The following is a 15,714-nucleotide window of genomic DNA, read 5'->3' on the forward strand; positions in this document are numbered from 1 at the left end:
GGCGGAGGCGGAAGCGGGGGCGGCGGAGCCGGGTGGGGGTGGGGGACGGAACGGGGATGCCGAGCGCGTCGGAATACGGGCGGCATCGCGGTGGCGTTCCCGGCCCTTGCAGCGCCGACCCGGTGGCGGTTCGCGCGACGGGGGGCTGGACAGGAAGCAGATCCTGCCGAAGCCACACAAGAAGTGCAAGAGGAAGCACCAGACTTCGGGCGAAGATCCTGACGATCACCGGGCTTATTGATATTCGAATCAATGCAAGTTTTCCCACTCCACCGAGGATTCGCTGGCGCCCGGAGGGCGTGAGGGGTGGAGGTGGACGGTGGGGCGTACGGGGCGGCCGGCCCGGCGGGCGGACCGCTCCCCGTACGCCACCGTGCGGGCGGGTCAGCCGCCCAGTACCGCGTCCAGGTCGATCCTCGCCAGCCGCTCGGGGTCGGCGAGGATGTCGATCGCGACGATCCTGCCGTCCGTGACGGTGAACGCCAGCACCGACAGCGGCCCGCCCTCCGCCATGGAGAGCACCCCGGGCACGCCGTTGACGAGGACCGGGTGGGCCGCCGCGGCGAACCGGGCGAAGGCCATGGCCTGCGAGGCGACGGCGGTAGCGCCGCGCCGGACCAGGCCGGGGCGCAGCGTACCGCCGTCGGAGCGCGCCACAACGTCCGGATCGAGGAGGTCCAGGAGCGCTTCGAGGTCCCCGCCGCGCGAGGCGGCGAGGAAGGCGTCGACGACCTCCCGGGTACGCACCAGGTCTGCGTCGGGGGTCGGCGCGGCGCCCTGGACCCGACGGCGGGCGCGGCTGGCGAGCTGCCGGGTGGAGGTGGCGGTACGGCCGAGGACGGGGGCGATCTCGTCGAAGGGGACGGCGAACAGGTCGTGCAGCACGAAGGCGAGCCGTTCGGCGGGAGCGAGGGTCTCCAGGACCACCAACAGGGCCATGCCGACCGAGTCGGCGACGAGCACCTCGTACTCGGGGTCGATGCCGGTCAGGCCGGTGACGACCGGGTCGGGCAGCCGGACCAGGCCCTCCCCGTCGTACAGCGGCTCCTCGCGCCGCGTGGTGCGCGAACGCAGCATGTCCAGGCACACCCGGCCGACCACCGTGGTCAGCCAACCACCCAGGTTCTCCACGGCGCTGACGTCCGAGCGGCTCAGCTTCAACCACGCCTCCTGCACGGCGTCCTCGGATTCGCTGAGCGAACCCAGCATCCGGTAGGCGACGGCCCGCAGATGGGGGCGGTGCTCCTCGAAGCGTCGGGCCAGGGTGTCCGTCTCGCTCATGTCTCTGTCCCGTCCTCGCGTCTCAATCCTCCATGCCCGCAAGGACGTTAACCGGCCGGGCCGGTCGGGTGCCCGGCCGGGCCGGTCGGGGGCGTACCGCTGCCCGGTCACGTCCGGAGGGTCTGGTGCCGCAACCGGCTCACGCGCTCGCCTGCTGCCCGATCTGGAGGTTCCACCGCCCGAGCCGTCCGGTGAGGGTGGTCACCGTGTCCGGTCGTACGTCGAGGCGCCAGAACGTGGCGGCGGGCAGTTCCAGCGCGTGCACCACGGCCGCCCGTACGACGGCCTGTTCCACCACGGCGCGGTGCGTGCCCGCGGCCAGTCCGGCGAGTGCCGCGCCGACGCGGGCGATCAGCGCGGCGACGGACTCCCCACCGGGCGGCGCGTAGTCGGGGTCGGTCAGCCATCGCTGCACGGCTGCCGGATCTTCGGCGGAGACCTCGTCCAGCGTCCGACCCGCCCACTGGCCGGCGTCCGGGCCGCGCAGGCCCTCGTACCCCGGGCAGGGGTCCCCGTGACTGAAGCGCATCTGCCGGGCGACATCGTCGAACGGACGTCTCACGAACTGAACTCGTACCACGGCGCTCTTCATAAGGGGAGCCTAAACGCGGTACGGTCACGGACGACAACTCAAATAAGACGACGGTACGACGGAAGAACCGGTGAGAATCCGGCACGGTCGCGCCACTGTGAATCCTCCCGGAGGGGGAGGCAAGTCAGACCCGCCACCGTCGTCGCGAGCACCACTGACCGGGACGCGTGTTCCCTCTGGAGGTTCTGCCATGGCTCACTCCGCCGTGCCCACGACGGCCCCTGCCGTCGCCCCGATTTCGCTCTCCGCGCTCGCTCCCTGGGCCCTGTTCGTCGGCGTCCTGATGCTGGTCCTGCTCTACCTCGTCGGCGCCGAGCAGGGCGCCACCGCGCTCTTCGAGGGCGACACCGTCCACGAGTGGATGCACGACGGTCGCCACCTCCTCGGCTTCCCCTGCCACTGATCTGCGTCTCGGCAACGGAAGAACCGAACCATGAACCCCATCTCCCCCCGGGTCCTCCTGGTCCGGGGCATGGTGGCCGGCCTGCTCGCAGGCGTGGCCGCCTTCCTCGTCGCGTACGTCCTCGGTGAATCAAGGATCGACGCGGCCATCGCCATCGAGGAAGCGGCCTCCGCCGGCCACGACCACGGCGAGGAGGCCGCCCCGGTCAGCCGGGCCCTCCAGGCCACGGCGGGTCTCGGCACCGGCACCCTGCTCTACGGGGTCGCACTCGGCGGCATCGCCGCACTCGTCTTCTGCTACGCCCTGGGGCGCATCGGCCGCTTCGGCCCTCGGGCCACGGCGCTGCTGGTCGCGGGCGGGCTGTTCGTCACCCTCAACCTGGTGCCGTTCTTCAAGTACCCCTCCAACCCTCCGGCCGTCGGGGATCCCGACACCGTCGTCCGCAGGACCACCCTCTACATCCTGATGATCGCGCTGAGTGCACTGCTGGCCGCGGGCGCACTCATCCTGGGCCGGCGCCTGGCACCCCGGCTCGGGAACTGGAACGCATCGGTCGTCGCCTCGCTCGGCTTCGTCGCGGCGGTCGCCGTCGCCTACGCGTCCCTGCCCGGCATCAACGAGGTCCCGGCGGACTTCCCCGCCGCCCTCATCTGGCAGTTCCGCCTCGCGACCCTGGCCATCCAGGCCGCGATGTGGACGACTTTCGGCCTGGCCTTCGGTTTTCTAGCCGAACGCTCCCTTGTCCCGGCCGTCGCATCCAAGGAGGCTGTACAGCCCGCGAGTTGACGATGAGGGGGCCGGTGGGCCATGCAGACGGCGATCAGGGAATGGCGCGGCTGGACGGGCGCGGTCCCGTTCTGGCTCAACACCGTTCTGCTGCTCCTGGCCCCCTTCACCGCCGCCACGCTGCTGGCCCAGATCGGCGTGATCACGGCGCTGGCCGCCCTCGGCGGCCTGGCCCGCCATCTCTGGTTCGGCAACCACGGCCACCCGGCCGTGCACCTCGCCGCCGCCCTCATGGGGGCGGCGGCGGTCGCGTTCGTGGTGGTCTGAGCGCCCCCTCCGCGGCGCAACCGGGCCACGTCCAGCCCGTATCCGGCCCGGATCCGGACCTGACCTGGGCCTGACCTGGACCTGACCTGGACCTGACCTGGGCCCCTCCGGACCTCATAGGGTCGGGCCATGAGCTTCACCGTGCACGCCCGACGGGTGCGGGACGGGGCGCTGCCGCACGCCCACCGGCGAAGCGCGCTGCGCAGCGCCGTCGTGCTGTTCCGGCCCTTCGGCTTCCAGGCGACCTGGTCCTACCTCGGCACCGTCGGGGACCTGGACCGCGACGGAGACGCCCTGCTGCGGGCCCTGGCGAAAGTCGAGTCGAGCCGCAGGGCGGGAATCGCCGAACGGGCCGCGTTCGCCGAACGGCGGCGCGCCGAAAAGCTGACCCTGCACCGCAGATGCCCCTCGGCCGCGGACGTTGCGTACTTTCGCGGGCCGCGGTGGCCCGGTCCCGACGGGCACGCGGCGGCCGTGCACGAGGTCGCGCGGCTCTGGCGCGTGCAGGCCGGGGCCGCTGCGGCGACGACCGAGGGCGAACCCGCCGCCCTCGACCGCGCGCTGTGCGACCACATCGCCGCATACCTGGCGGCCGGCGGGCGGCTGGACCGCCACCGACGGGAACTGATCGTGCAGTGCCTGCCGGGGCTGCACCGGTGGGCTTCGCTGGAGCACGGGATGGCGGGAGCGGGGGCCTATCCGTACGTCCGGCGGCTGGTGGGGATGGCCGAGGTGATCCTCAACGATCCGGGCGAGCCGCCGCGGCGGCTGTAGCGGGCCGGCCGCATCACCCGTCCGGCCGCATCCCCCGCGAACCTCCGCACATCGCCCGCGTAGCCTCCGCACATCGCCGACGCACCTGCCACCAGCTGCGAGGTCATCCGGTTGCGAAGTACCGACTGGCTGTGACGCTTCGTCAGTCCTCGGCGTTGTAACCGTTACGGGGGGCAGCGAGGGGTTCCACTGCTCTCAGGTCCTCGGCCACCGGAGCCGGGGAATCGGACCAGGAGGAATTCATGCCCCGCGCCAAGTGGGTGGTCGGCGTGCTGACAGTGGCTCTGTTGGGCGCCGGCATAGGGATGTTGCGGAACACCGAGGGCGCCCGACCCAGCGCGGCCACCGCCGCCGATCGGCTGCCCTCCCGCGCGCTGGGCCTGGCCGGCCACCGCCGGCTCGTCGAGCAGCTGGAGCACGCCGGGCAGCACGTACCCGGCAAGGGGGCCCGTCCCGCACGGGCCGCCGCCATCACGCCGCTGCGGGCCGCCCGCCCGCTGCGGCTGCGCATTCCGAGCCTGGGGATCGATCTGCCGCTGGGCGAGGACGGGGAAGAGGTCACCTGGGACACCGACAGCCCGGCCCCGGGTGCGGCCGGGACGGCCGTGGTCACGGCCGCCGACCTGCGTCTCCCCGAGCTGCGGCGGGGGCTGGCCATCGAGATCCCGCGCGCGGACCGACGTACCGCCGTGTTCACCGTCGATCGGGTCTCGCCCGGCCGGGTCAGCGGTCGCGGGCACCGGTTGGGCCGGGCCCAACTGCGGCTGATCAGCGGCGAAACGACCGTCCTGGCCCGGCTGACCGGGCAACATCGCACCGACTGAGCCCGCCGAAACACCCCGACGTCCTCCAACTGCCCCGACTGGCCCGACCGCCCCGACCGCCCTGCGAATGACGCGCCCCTGTTCGGTCTCCTGTCGCCCGAGGGGGGTGTCTTGGTACCCCGGTCGGGGGCTTCTGCGGGGTGGGCGGGGAGCATGACGGCATCGCGGGGCAGACCCCTCGCATGAGCGGGACGCGGCAGGCACGTACGGCGGTGGCCAGGGCCCTTTCAGCGGCCTGTGTGGTGTTGCTGTGCCTGTTCGCAGCCGGTCCCGCCGTCACCGCGGCCGTCGCTGCGGAGACGGCCGCGGTCGAGCGCACGGGCTCCGGCATGCCGAACGAGCCGGGAGCACCAGCCGAGAGGGAGTCGGATCCGGCCGCGGATCCCGCAGCGCGGGCGGCCGTACGCCTGGCCGTGCGCGGACTGCCGGGCGTACGGCAGCTGTCGCGACCGGTGTTTCACGTGGAACACGCCGCTCGGGCGGTGCGTCGCGCCGGCTCGTACGGGGCGGTCTGGCCGGCGCCGTCCGCGTGGACGGTGCGGAGTGTGGTCCTGCGCTGCTGAGCGGGCCGAGCAGCAGCGCATCCCCCCACACACACCCGAACACCGTGAGGTTTCCGGCATGCCCATCGACCCGTACGCAGCCCTGAACGCCATGCTCCGCGCCGAGGTGACCCGCTACAGCCCGCCGGCTCCCAAGGCCCCGTCCCGCCCGGCGGATCCCGACGACGGCCCGGTCTCCTCCGTGGCCACCGGGGCGTGCGCCACATCCGTCGCCGAGGTCCCGTCCGAGGACTGATCTCCGGAGAAGGGCGAGGCGCCGGCTCCCTCAGGAGTCGGCGCCTCGCCCGGTTCCCGCCTCACTCCTCGCGCGTGTAGTAGCGGTAGAACGCCACCACCCCGACGCCGATACCGGTGATCAGCCCTATCCAGCACGAACGCAGGATCGAGTGGCCGGACAAGCTGTACAGGTAGCCCACGGCGACCCCGCCGAACGCGCCGTACGCCGTGGCGTGCACCTCCCGCATCAGCTGCGGTCCGACCTGAGCGAGGGTGAACATGATGGCGGCGAAGAGGACACCGCACAGGATCCCGTAGAAGACGTTGCCCGCATCGACCGGTCCCGTGTCGCGCTTGATGAAGGCCGCCCAGACGCCGTAGACCAGTCCCAGGAGCAAGGCCCGGATCAGCTGGCCCCTGCTCGGGTTCTCCGTGCCGGCCGCCGGCCGGTGCCACCTCGAAACGGTGGGTGCCGCATGTGCCATGGCGGGGCTCCTCTCTCCCATCATCCAGAGCACACCCGCCGTCTCGGACCGGCAAGTGGATCAGCGGGCCGCACGGCCCCGAGGTCGATCTCGATCCCAGGGCGCCCGCCCGCGAGCGGCGCCCGCCACCCGACCGCAGTAGCACCGCTCGCGCCGCGCATCGTCCCCGCTTTCCCTGGTGACGTGCGCACCTTCCTGTCGGCGGTACTCATCGGGCTCGTGGTCGTCCTCGTGCCCGCGAGCGCCGTTGCGTACTGGGCCGACCGCGAGCTGGGCAACGCCGACCGCTACACCGCCGCCATGTCCCCGCTGGCCGGGAACCCGGCCGTCCAGGGCGTCGTCATCACCCAGACCAGCCGCGCCCTCGCCGGACAGATCGACGCCGGTCCCTTCCAGGGAGGGGTCGACGCCCTGCTCGATGAGGCCCTGCGCTCCTTCGCCGGGACCCCCGCCTACCGCACCGCCTGGGACGCGGCCAACCGCGCCGCACACGCGGCTTTCCTCCAGGCGCTCACCACCGGCGACGGCGATGCCCTCACCATCGACCTCGCGCCGGTCATCGAGCAGATCAAGAGGGAACTCGTCTCCGACGGGGTGCCGTTCGCCGACCGCATCCCGGTGACCCACGTCTCGGTGAAGGTCATGGAGTACGACGGCCTCGGCGCACTCCGGAAGGGCTTCCGCATGCTGCAGATCGCGGGCATCTGGCTCCCCCTGGTGACCGTGGTGGTCGCCGCGGCGGCGGTCGCCGTGGCCGTCCGCCGCCGCCGCGCCGTGGTGGCCACCGGTCTGGGGATCGCCTGCGGCGCCGCACTCCTGTGGATCCTGACGGCCGTCTGCCGCCGCCTCACCCTGGACGACCTGCCGGCCGACATCGACCGGCCGGCCGCCGCGGCGGTGTACGACGCCCTCACCGCGTTCCTGCGCACCACCGCCTGGGTGGTGCTGGCGATCGGGCTCACCACCGCGCTGGCCGCCTGGCTAACGGGCCGACTGCGCCGCACCCCATAAGCTCGGAAGGTACCGACCCACGCAGAACGCCCCAGAAGAACCCAGAAGAACGCAAGCACCCGGAACAGCACCGAAGAACCGATTCGCGCGCGGCCGCACGGAAGCGGGAATGAGCACCGAACGCACCAACCAGATACCGTCCGGGCGAGCCCGGCACCATCCGCTGGCGCCGCCCGCCTGGCTACTCGAAGGGTTGCGGCCGAGCAGCGCCCCGATCCCCTGGGCCGCCGCCGCGCGCGCGGGCATCGCGATGGCCACCCCGCTCGCCGTCGGCTTCGCACTGGACGAGCCCGAGTACGGGGCCCTCGTCTCGATGGGCGCGCTGTCCGGAGTCATCGGGGACACCGCCGACGCCTACCGGATGCGCATCCTGAACATCGCCGTACCGCAGTTCTTCGGTGCGATCGGCGTCGCCCTGGGCACCCTGGTCTTCGGCCACGGCTGGCTCGCCGTCGGCGTCCTCACACTGATCGCCCTCGTGTCCGGCATGATCTCCTCCATCGGTTCGGTCGCGTCCGTCTCCGGACTGCTGCTCCTCCTCGATGCCGTGGTCGGTGCCGGCCTGCCGCTCCCCCAGCCCTGGTGGACGGCCCCGCTGCTGCTCAGCGTGGGCGGGCTGTTCGTCCTACTCCTGACCCTGCTGGGCTGGCCGCTGCGCGGGCGGCAACCGGAACGCACCGCGGTCGCGGCAACCTACCGGGCGCTCGCCGACGCGCTGGAGGCCGCCGGCGGACCGGACTACGAGGAGCGCCGCCAGCAGGTCACCCACGCCTTGAACCAGGCCTACGACCTGGTTCTGGGCCGCCGCGCCCGGGTGCACGGCCGCAATCCCTCGCTCGTGCGGATGCTCGCCCAGCTGAACGTGGTGATCCCACTGGTGGAGGCCGCACCCGCCGTGCACCTGCGCGGCACACCGCTACCGCCCGAGGTTGCCGCCGCCGTACGGGAACTGGCACGGGCCGTCGAACAGGCCCGCACCGGGAAGCCCGTACTCGAACTGCCCGCACCGCACACCCCCGCCGAACGGGCCCTGGACGCGGCCCTCCGGCATGCCGCGAACATCGTGTACCTGGCCGAACCCGACCTGCACAACGTCGACGACCGGCTGGGCCGGCCCGCCGCACTGACGGTCCGGGCCCGGCGGGCCGTGCGCGAGATGGTGCTGTCCGAGGCCTCCTGGCGGTACGGGCTGCGCCTCGCCCTGTGCATCGGCCTCGCGCAATCGCTGGTCTCCCTGATCCCCGTCGAGCGGTCCTACTGGGTCGCGCTGACCGTCACCTTCGTCCTGAAGCCCGACTTCGGCTCGGTCTTCTCGCGCGCCGTGCTGCGCGCCCTGGGCACGGCGGGCGGGCTGGTCATCGCCGCCGCAGTACTCGCAGAGGTGCCGCGCGGCTGGTGGGACGTGCCGGTGATGGTGGTGCTCGCCGCGCTGATCCCCGCGTTCTCCGCCAAGGGGTACGCCTTCCAGACGGCCGCGATCACCCCGGTGATCCTGCTGCTCTCGGACCTCCTCAACCACCAGGGCTTCGACCTGATCCGGCCCCGGCTGCTGGACAGCCTCATCGGCTGCGCCATCACCCTGGTCTTCGGCTATCTGCTGTGGCCCGAGAGCTGGCACAGCCGGATCGGCGACCGGCTCGCCGACACCGTGGACGACGCGGCGCGGTACGTGGAGCGGGCCTTCGGCGGACACCCCGAGACGGAGGCCGGACGGCGGGCCGCGCGGACCGCCCGGCTCCAGGCCCGACGGCGCATCTACCGGGACCTGTCGGCCGTGCGGAGCGAGTTCCAGCGGGCGCTGACCGAGCCGCCGCCGACCGGGGCACGGGCCGCCGCGTGGTGGCCGCTCGTGGTCGCCGTCGAGCGGATCGTGGACGCGACCACGGCCGCCCGGGTCCGGGTCAACCACGGGGCCGACGCCCCGCGCGCCGAGGAGGTCGCGAGCCTCATCACCGATCTACATGCCCTGGCCGAGGGGGTGCGCAGCGCCCGGACACCGGCCCAGCTGCGGCCGGCGTCCCCTCGGGCCGAGAACGGGGCCTCCGTCCTGGCCCCGGTACGCCAGGAACTCGCCGCGGCCCGCGCGATCGCCTCCCCGGACCACTGACGGCGACCCGCCTACGCCACCAGGGGATCTGAGCGGCCCCACTGGCCGTTTCCGGCAGGTGGTCAGAGGCCGATGTTCTTGCCGTCCTTGCGCCAGACGGACACGACCGCCGGACGGACGATCTTGCCGGCACCGTCGGGCCACACCGACTCGGGCTTCTCGACGGTCGCACCGTCGATCTCGCCCGGGTGCTGGACGGCGACCAGGACGCGCTTGTCCTGGACCAGCGGGCCACAGGTCTCGGCACCGCGCGGGACCGTGAGGAACTGCTTCAACTCACCGCGGCGCTCACCGGCGGTCGCCACACCGAACAGACCGTCGTGGGAGCCGAGCTGGTTGCCGTCCGTGGAGATCCACAGGTTGCCGTGCGGGTCGAAGGTCACGTTGTCCGGGCAGGAGATCGGGCTGACCTTGTCCTTCGGGAAGCCCGCGAAGAAGGTCGCCGGGTCCTTCGGGTCACCGGCGACCAGGAACAGGCGCCAGGCGAATCCGTCGCCCGACGGGTCGTCGAAGTTCTCGGCGAGTTCCAGGATCTGGCCGTGCTTGTTCAGGTTGCGCGGGTTCGCCTCGTCCGCACCGGCCTTGCCGGCCTTGCCGCGGTCGGTGTTGTTCGTCAGCACGACGTAGACGCGACCCGTGCGGGGCGAGGGCTCGATGTCCTCGGGGCGGTCCATCTTGGTGGCGCCCACCTTGTCGGCGGCCTGGCGGGTGAAGACGCACACCTCTTCGGCGGTCATGCCCTCGACGTGCGAGACGTTTCCGGCCGGCGAGGCGGTGACCAGCTTGATCCAGACGCCGGAACCGTCGAACTGGCCGTCCGAGGGGAGCTTGCCGGAGCCGTCGATCTCGGCAGCCGGGGAGTCACCCGTCAGCTTGGCGACGTAGAGGGTGCCCTCGTCGAGCAGCGTGAGGTTGTGCTCCTTCGCCGCGCGCGAATTGCCCTTCTTCATCTGCTTCGACGAGACGAACTTGTAGAAGTAGTCGAAGCGCTCGTCGTCGCCCATGTAGACGACCGGGCGGCCGTCCTCGGTGAGGCGGGGCTGCGCGCCCTCGTGCTTGAAGCGGCCCAGCGCGGTGTGCTTGCGCGGGGTGGAGTGCGGGTCGTACGGGTCGAGCTCGACGACCCAGCCGAAGCGGTGCGGCTCGTTGGGCTCCTGGAGCACGTCGAAGCGCTTGTCGAACCGCTCCCACTTGCGCTCGGTAGCGCCGGCGGTCACGCCGTAGCGCTTCAGGCGGGCGGCCTGTACGGGGTCGGTGACCTGGCCCGCGTTGGCGAAGTACTGGTTGAAGTTCTCCTCGCCGTGCAGCGTGGTGCCCCATGGAGTGGTGCCGCCCGAGCAGTTGTTGAGCGTACCGAGGACCTTGGTACCGGTCGCGTCGGCGGAGGTCTTCACCAGGGCGCTCCCGGCAACCGGGCCGGTGAGCTTGAACTCGCTGGTCGCGGTGAGGCGGCGGTTGAGCTGGTGGCGGCTCACCGCGGTCAGCTTGCCGCTGCGGTGGTCCTCCTGGACGACGACGACACCGAGTCCGTGCGCGGCCCAGGCGATCTCGACCTGCTCGCGGGTCGGGTTCGCCGGGTCGTAACCCTTGAACATGAGGTTCTCATCGGTGTACTCGTGGTTCGCCACGAGGAGCTGCTGACGCTCGTAGCCGCTGCCGAGCGGGAGCAGGGACAGGAAGTCGTTGTTGTACCCGAACTGACCGGCCTGGGCGGCGGCAGTCTGCTTGTCCGAATTGAACGCCGGGGCGCCCTTGACGATGGGGTCACCCCAACGGATGACCACGTTCTGCTCGTAGCCCACGGGGACGGTGACCCGGTCGTCGGTGTTCGGCGCGACGGGCTTGAAGCGCAGACCGCGTGCGCCCGCGGCATCGCCGCCGCCGGCCGCAGCACCCTGGGCGTCAGCGGCAGGCGCAGCGGTGGCCCGGGAACCGCTGCCGCTGAGGGTGAGGGCGGTGCCGGCAGCGGAGGCGACCGTGACGACGGCGGCGGAGCGCAGCATCGAGCGGCGCGAGTAGGCGCGGGCGATGACGTCGCCGACGTACTCGTTGTCGCTGGTGTTCGGCACCTCGTGGAAGCAGGCGTCGCCACAGCGGTAGCGGCAGGTGAGGGCGGAACGGCCGCCCCCATGCGGGTTGCTTATGAGCGGCAGAAGCTTGCGCACGAGTGTCCTCCGTAGATGCACGGGCGCCGACAGCCTGTCGGTCGGATCCAGCCGCGACGCTAGGCGCGGGTTGCGCCGATGCGGCGGCGGCAGAATGAACACCCGGTGAACCCGGCACGTCGGTGCGGGAGTTCGCCGGGGCGGGGTGTGTGCTGTGCGGGCCGGGCGCCACGAAGGGCGCCCCTGCCGAAGTTCCAGCCAAGGGGCCGATAACCTTACGTGTCCACTCTGGGCAGGGATCAACCGCGCAGCACGGACAAATGACGCACGCACTCATGCGAAAGGCCTGGCCCATGGGTATTCGGAGCTTGTTGCGCAAGGTGTTCGGACGGTCTGCCGAGCCGGTTCCGGAGACGACGGACGCCACTTCGGCAACCGTCCCGAGCCAGGCGGAACGGACCCCCCTGGACGTGGCGGCCGAACTGGTCGCGGCGTCCTTCGACAATCCGACGGTTCCCCCTCAGTCCGCTCCTCGCGACCGCGAGCCGGGCACCCTCCTCACTGCGACGACCCCGGACCCGACGGTCCCCGAGGCGCGCCGCCCCGTATCACCGCAAAGCCAGCCGGAGCCGGACCGCTCCGCAGCCGAGACCGAGCCCGTCGCGGAGCCCGCGGCCGAGCCGGAGCAGGCCGCAGCCGTCAAGGCCGAGCCGGCCGAGGTGCAGGCACCGGCCCCCCAGCCGGAGCCGGCAGAAGCCGAGGCCGTAGCGGCAGACGACACGACCCCCGCGACCGAGGCCGAGCCCCTCACGGAGCCCGCGGCCATCGAGGCCGAGGCCGAGGTAACCGCGGAAACGGAAGCCACCGCGGTGGAGGCCGAGGCCGCCGCCGTGCCCACGCCCGAGCTGGAAACGGTGCAGGCCGAGGCCGCCCAGCCGGAGCCGGAGGCTGAGGCGCAGACACCGGCCACCGAGGCCGAAGCCGCCACCGAACCCGCGGCCGAGACGCAGGCCGAAGCCGAGCCGGAGGCCGTGGAAGAGGCCGCGCCGGCCGAGCAGGAGGCTGCGGTCGTCGAGGCGGCGCCGGAGGCTGCGGAGACCGGAGCCATCGCGGCGGAGCCCGCAGCCGAGGCGCAGACACCGGCCACCGAGGCCGAGGTCAGCATCGAGCCCGCGCCCGAGCCGGAAACGGTGCAGGCCGAGGCCGCCCAGGCAGAGCCAGAGGCCGAGGCCGCCGAGCCCACGCCGGCCGAGGCACAAGCACCGGCCACCGAGGCCGAGGCGGCAGACGACACGGCCCCCGCGGTGGAGGCCGAGGCCGCCGCCGAGCCCGCGCCCGAGCCGGAAACGGTGCAGGCCGACGCCGCCCAGGCAGAGCCGAAGGCCGAGACGCAGGCCGAGACGCAGGCCGAAGCCGAGCCGGAGGCCGTGGAAGAGGCCGCGCCGGCCGAGCTGGAGGCTGCGGTCGTCGAGGCGGCGCCGGAGGCTGCGGAGACCGGAGCCATCGCGGCGGAGCCCGCAGCCGAGGCGCAGGCACCGGCCGCCGAGGCCGTGGTGGCGGACGACACGGCCCCCGTGGCCGTCGAGGCCGAGGCCGAGGCCGAGCCGGTCGAGGGGCCCGCCCATGCGCTCGCCGCCGTGAAGCGGCGAGCGCCCGGGCTCGCCGGGGCCTACAAGGCCGCCGGGCAGGTCCTGCGGGGCAAGGGGCAGGCCGGCGCGCGGGCCAAGGTGTACCTGGTGCTGGACCGGTCCGGCTCCATGCGGCCGTTCTACAAGGACGGCAGCGCCCAGCACCTCGCCGACCACGCCCTCGCGCTCGCCGCGCACCTCGACGACCGGGCGACCGTGCACACCGTGTTCTTCTCCACGGACGTGGACGGCACCGCCGATCTGACCCTTGACGCCCACGACGGCACCTGGGTCGAGGCCCGCCACGCCGAACTCGGGCACATGGGCCGCACCAGCTACCACCGCGCCGTGGAGCAGGTTCTGGAGCAGTACCGGAAGGACGGCAACGAGGGCCGTGCCCTCGTCGTGTTCCAGACGGACGGTGCCCCCGACAACCGTCAGCCCGCGAAGCAGGCCCTGGCGGACGCCGCGGCCTGCGCACCGGAGGTCCACTGGCAGTTCGTCGCCTTCGGTGACCACGACGCCAAGGCCTTCGACTTCCTGCGCAAGTTGGACGCCGAGAACGCCGGCTTCTTCCACGCAGGCCCGGCCCCCCGCGAGCTGACGTCGGCCGCCCTGTTCAAGGGCGTCCTCGACCGCTTCTAGCAGCCGGTGGCGGACACCGCACCACACGCCGAAGGGCCCGAGATCCAAGAGGAGGATCCCGGGCCCTTCGGCTGCGTCGGGCCGCCGCAGCGAGCAGAGGCCTTAGCGCGGAGCTTTACCGCAGAGCTTTACCGCGCGGCGTCCGGGTGGACGGCCTCCGCGATCGGCTTGGCGTCCACCGGCTTCGCCTCCACCGGCTTGCGCAGCGCGATGTTCAGCTCGCGCAGGCGGGACTCCTCCAGGACCGTCGGCGCGCCCATCATCAGGTCCTGGGCGTTGCCGTTCAGCGGGAAGGCGATGGTCTCGCGGATGTTCGGCTCGTCGGCCAGCAGCATCACGATGCGGTCCACGCCCGGGGCGATGCCGCCGTGCGGCGGGGCGCCGAGGCGGAAGGCGCGCAGCATGCCGGCGAACTCGCGCTCGACGGTCTCGGCCTCGTAACCGGCGATCTCGAAGGCCTTCAGCATGACCTCGGGCTCGTGGTTGCGGATGGCACCGGAGGACAGCTCGATGCCGTTGCAGACGATGTCGTACTGCCAGGCCAGGATGTCGAGCGGGTCCTTCTCCTCAAGGTCCTTCATGCCGCCCTGCGGCATGGAGAAGGGGTTGTGCGAGAAGTCGATCTTGCCGGTCTCCTCGTCCGCCTCGTACATCGGGAAGTCGACGATCCAGCAGAAGCGGAAGACGTTCTCCTCGAACTGGCCCGCACGCTTGGCGGCCTCGACCCGGACCGGGCCCATGATCTTGGAGACGTCGTCGAACTGGCCCGCGCCGAAGAACACGGCGTGGCCGGGGACCAGGCTCAGGCGCTCGGTGAGGACCTTGACGTTCTCCTCGGTGAGGAACTTGGCGATCGGGCCCGTGAGCGAACCGTCCTCACCCACGCGAACCCAGGCCAGGCCCTTGGCGCCCAGCGAGATCGCGTACTCGCCCAGGCCGTCGAAGAACTTGCGCGGCTGCGCGGCGGTGTCCGGGACGGCCAGGGCGCGGACGTGCTGGCCGGCGAAGGCCTTGAACTCCGAGCCCTCGAAGACGTCGGTGATGTCGACGAGCTCCAGCTTCGCGCGCAGGTCGGGCTTGTCGTTGCCGTACTTCAGCATCGCCTCGCGGAACGGGATGCGCGGGAAGGGGGAGGTGACGTGGCGGCCGTTGCCGAACTCCTCGAAGAGCTCGGTCATGAGCGTCTCGATCGGCTGGAAGACGTCCTCCTGCTCGACGAACGACATCTCGACGTCGAGCTGGTAGAACTCGCCCGGCGAGCGGTCGGCGCGGGCGTCCTCGTCGCGGAAGCACGGCGCGATCTGGAAGTACCGGTCGAAGCCCGAGATCATCAGCAGCTGCTTGAACTGCTGCGGGGCCTGCGGCAGGGCGTAGAACTTGCCCGGGTTCAGGCGGGACGGGACGACGAAGTCGCGGGCGCCCTCGGGGGAGGTCGCGGTGAGGATCGGGGTCGCCATCTCGTTGAAGCCGAGGGCCACCATCTTGGAGCGGATGGAGGCGATGACCGCCGAGCGCAGCATGATGTTGCGGTGCATGCGCTCGCGGCGCAGGTCGAGGAAGCGGTACTCCAGGCGCCGCTCCTCGTTCACCCCGTCCTCGGTGTTGATGGTGAAGGGCAGCGGGGCAGCCGCGCCCAGCACCTCGACCTCGGAGACCTCGATCTCGATCTCGCCGGTCGGCAGGTCGGGGTTCACGTTGTCCGTGCCGCGGGAGACGACCTTGCCGTCGATGCGGACGACGGTCTCCTTGGTGAGGTGGCTCAGCGCTTCGTTCGCGGCGGTACCGGGACGGGCAACGAGCTGCACGAGACCGTAGTGGTCGCGCAGATCGATGAAGAGGATGCCGCCCAGGTCTCGACGGTTGTGCAGCCAGCCGCTCAGCCGGACGTCGGCGTTGACGTCAGAGGCGCGGAGCTCGCCGCAGGTGTGGGACCTGTACCGATGCATCAGTCATCCAGTTCTTCGCGATACCAGGGTGGATTCAACCCTCCCAAGGTTACCGTCCGGGCCGGGGACCGTGCTGGCACG

15 protein-coding genes are annotated in these 15,714 nt (G+C 72.0%); 10 read left to right on the forward strand and 5 right to left on the reverse strand.

The window, feature by feature from the left end; genetic code table 11:
* Positions 1-384: 384 nt before the first annotated feature.
* Positions 385-1,281, reverse strand: a complete 897-nt coding sequence (gene sigJ, locus ABZZ20_RS19380) for an RNA polymerase sigma factor SigJ (protein WP_356871021.1) — start codon at positions 1,279-1,281, stop codon at positions 385-387.
* A 139-nt stretch (positions 1,282-1,420) separates the two neighbouring features.
* Complete coding sequence (locus ABZZ20_RS19385; protein WP_356871023.1) at positions 1,421-1,843, reverse strand: histidine phosphatase family protein; 423 nt, start codon at positions 1,841-1,843, stop codon at positions 1,421-1,423.
* 220 nt (positions 1,844-2,063) lie between these two features.
* On the opposite strand from ABZZ20_RS19385, the gene ABZZ20_RS19390 reads away from it, so the two are divergent.
* From ABZZ20_RS19390 to ABZZ20_RS19420, 7 genes are all read left to right on the forward strand, one after another.
* Positions 2,064-2,276 carry a CbtB-domain containing protein gene (locus ABZZ20_RS19390; RefSeq protein ID WP_030152990.1) on the forward strand — a complete coding sequence of 71 codons (213 nt, stop codon included), beginning with the start codon at positions 2,064-2,066 and terminating at the stop codon, positions 2,274-2,276.
* A gap of 30 nt (positions 2,277-2,306) precedes the next feature.
* Complete coding sequence (locus tag ABZZ20_RS19395; protein ID WP_356871025.1) at positions 2,307-3,062, forward strand: CbtA family protein; 756 nt, start codon at positions 2,307-2,309, stop codon at positions 3,060-3,062.
* Between the two features lie 21 nt (positions 3,063-3,083).
* Complete coding sequence (locus tag ABZZ20_RS19400; protein WP_356871027.1) at positions 3,084-3,329, forward strand: hypothetical protein; 246 nt, start codon at positions 3,084-3,086, stop codon at positions 3,327-3,329.
* A 129-nt stretch (positions 3,330-3,458) separates the two neighbouring features.
* Positions 3,459-4,103, forward strand: a complete 645-nt coding sequence (locus ABZZ20_RS19405; RefSeq protein WP_356871029.1) for a hypothetical protein — start codon at positions 3,459-3,461, stop codon at positions 4,101-4,103.
* 242 nt (positions 4,104-4,345) lie between these two features.
* Positions 4,346-4,927 carry a hypothetical protein gene (locus ABZZ20_RS19410; RefSeq protein WP_356871031.1) on the forward strand — a complete coding sequence of 194 codons (582 nt, stop codon included), beginning with the start codon at positions 4,346-4,348 and terminating at the stop codon, positions 4,925-4,927.
* Between the two features lie 182 nt (positions 4,928-5,109).
* A complete protein-coding gene (locus ABZZ20_RS19415; protein ID WP_356871033.1) occupies positions 5,110-5,490 on the forward strand; it encodes a hypothetical protein in 381 nt (126 codons plus the stop codon).
* Positions 5,491-5,548: 58 nt separating this feature from the next.
* Positions 5,549-5,725 carry a hypothetical protein gene (locus tag ABZZ20_RS19420; RefSeq protein WP_356871035.1) on the forward strand — a complete coding sequence of 59 codons (177 nt, stop codon included), beginning with the start codon at positions 5,549-5,551 and terminating at the stop codon, positions 5,723-5,725.
* A gap of 61 nt (positions 5,726-5,786) precedes the next feature.
* Here the strand turns inward: ABZZ20_RS19420 and ABZZ20_RS19425 are convergent, their stop codons facing one another.
* Positions 5,787-6,191, reverse strand: a complete 405-nt coding sequence (locus ABZZ20_RS19425; RefSeq protein ID WP_356871037.1) for a hypothetical protein — start codon at positions 6,189-6,191, stop codon at positions 5,787-5,789.
* 183 nt (positions 6,192-6,374) lie between these two features.
* On the opposite strand from ABZZ20_RS19425, the gene ABZZ20_RS19430 reads away from it, so the two are divergent.
* Together ABZZ20_RS19430 and ABZZ20_RS19435 are read left to right on the forward strand one after the other, a co-directional pair.
* The gene (locus ABZZ20_RS19430) at positions 6,375-7,202 is read left to right on the forward strand and encodes a hypothetical protein (RefSeq protein WP_356871038.1); all 828 of its coding nucleotides are present in this window, start codon (positions 6,375-6,377) and stop codon (positions 7,200-7,202) included.
* A 109-nt stretch (positions 7,203-7,311) separates the two neighbouring features.
* Positions 7,312-9,309 carry an FUSC family protein gene (locus ABZZ20_RS19435; RefSeq protein WP_356871040.1) on the forward strand — a complete coding sequence of 666 codons (1,998 nt, stop codon included), beginning with the start codon at positions 7,312-7,314 and terminating at the stop codon, positions 9,307-9,309.
* A gap of 62 nt (positions 9,310-9,371) precedes the next feature.
* Here the strand turns inward: ABZZ20_RS19435 and ABZZ20_RS19440 are convergent, their stop codons facing one another.
* Positions 9,372-11,474 carry a PhoX family protein gene (locus tag ABZZ20_RS19440; protein WP_356871042.1) on the reverse strand — a complete coding sequence of 701 codons (2,103 nt, stop codon included), beginning with the start codon at positions 11,472-11,474 and terminating at the stop codon, positions 9,372-9,374.
* 293 nt (positions 11,475-11,767) lie between these two features.
* Between ABZZ20_RS19440 and ABZZ20_RS19445 the strand changes: the two genes are divergently transcribed.
* Complete coding sequence (locus ABZZ20_RS19445; RefSeq protein WP_356871043.1) at positions 11,768-13,687, forward strand: VWA domain-containing protein; 1,920 nt, start codon at positions 11,768-11,770, stop codon at positions 13,685-13,687.
* A gap of 128 nt (positions 13,688-13,815) precedes the next feature.
* Here the strand turns inward: ABZZ20_RS19445 and aspS are convergent, their stop codons facing one another.
* Positions 13,816-15,633 (reverse strand): aspartate--tRNA ligase, encoded by a 1,818-nt coding sequence (gene aspS, locus ABZZ20_RS19450; RefSeq protein WP_356871045.1) that lies wholly within the window; start codon positions 15,631-15,633, stop codon positions 13,816-13,818.
* Positions 15,634-15,714: the final 81 nt, after the last annotated feature.

The organism is Streptomyces sp. NPDC006430 (genome assembly GCF_040612395.1).
Taxonomy (GTDB): Bacteria; Actinomycetota; Actinomycetes; order Streptomycetales; family Streptomycetaceae; genus Streptomyces.

Bases quoted from the DNA above. Each gene is read 5' to 3' on its own strand.
- sigJ (WP_356871021.1), bottom strand. From the start codon at position 1,281: ATGAGCGAGACGGACACCCTGGCCCGACGCTTCGAGGAGCACCGCCCC.
- ABZZ20_RS19390 (WP_030152990.1), top strand. From the start codon at position 2,064: ATGGCTCACTCCGCCGTGCCCACGACGGCCCCTGCCGTCGCCCCGATT.
- ABZZ20_RS19395 (WP_356871025.1), top strand. From the start codon at position 2,307: ATGAACCCCATCTCCCCCCGGGTCCTCCTGGTCCGGGGCATGGTGGCC.
- ABZZ20_RS19400 (WP_356871027.1), top strand. From the start codon at position 3,084: ATGCAGACGGCGATCAGGGAATGGCGCGGCTGGACGGGCGCGGTCCCG.
- ABZZ20_RS19405 (WP_356871029.1), top strand. From the start codon at position 3,459: ATGAGCTTCACCGTGCACGCCCGACGGGTGCGGGACGGGGCGCTGCCG.
- ABZZ20_RS19410 (WP_356871031.1), top strand. From the start codon at position 4,346: ATGCCCCGCGCCAAGTGGGTGGTCGGCGTGCTGACAGTGGCTCTGTTG.
- ABZZ20_RS19415 (WP_356871033.1), top strand. From the start codon at position 5,110: ATGAGCGGGACGCGGCAGGCACGTACGGCGGTGGCCAGGGCCCTTTCA.
- ABZZ20_RS19420 (WP_356871035.1), top strand. From the start codon at position 5,549: ATGCCCATCGACCCGTACGCAGCCCTGAACGCCATGCTCCGCGCCGAG.
- ABZZ20_RS19425 (WP_356871037.1), bottom strand. From the start codon at position 6,191: ATGGCACATGCGGCACCCACCGTTTCGAGGTGGCACCGGCCGGCGGCC.
- ABZZ20_RS19435 (WP_356871040.1), top strand. From the start codon at position 7,312: ATGAGCACCGAACGCACCAACCAGATACCGTCCGGGCGAGCCCGGCAC.
- ABZZ20_RS19445 (WP_356871043.1), top strand. From the start codon at position 11,768: ATGGGTATTCGGAGCTTGTTGCGCAAGGTGTTCGGACGGTCTGCCGAG.
- aspS (WP_356871045.1), bottom strand. From the start codon at position 15,633: ATGCATCGGTACAGGTCCCACACCTGCGGCGAGCTCCGCGCCTCTGAC.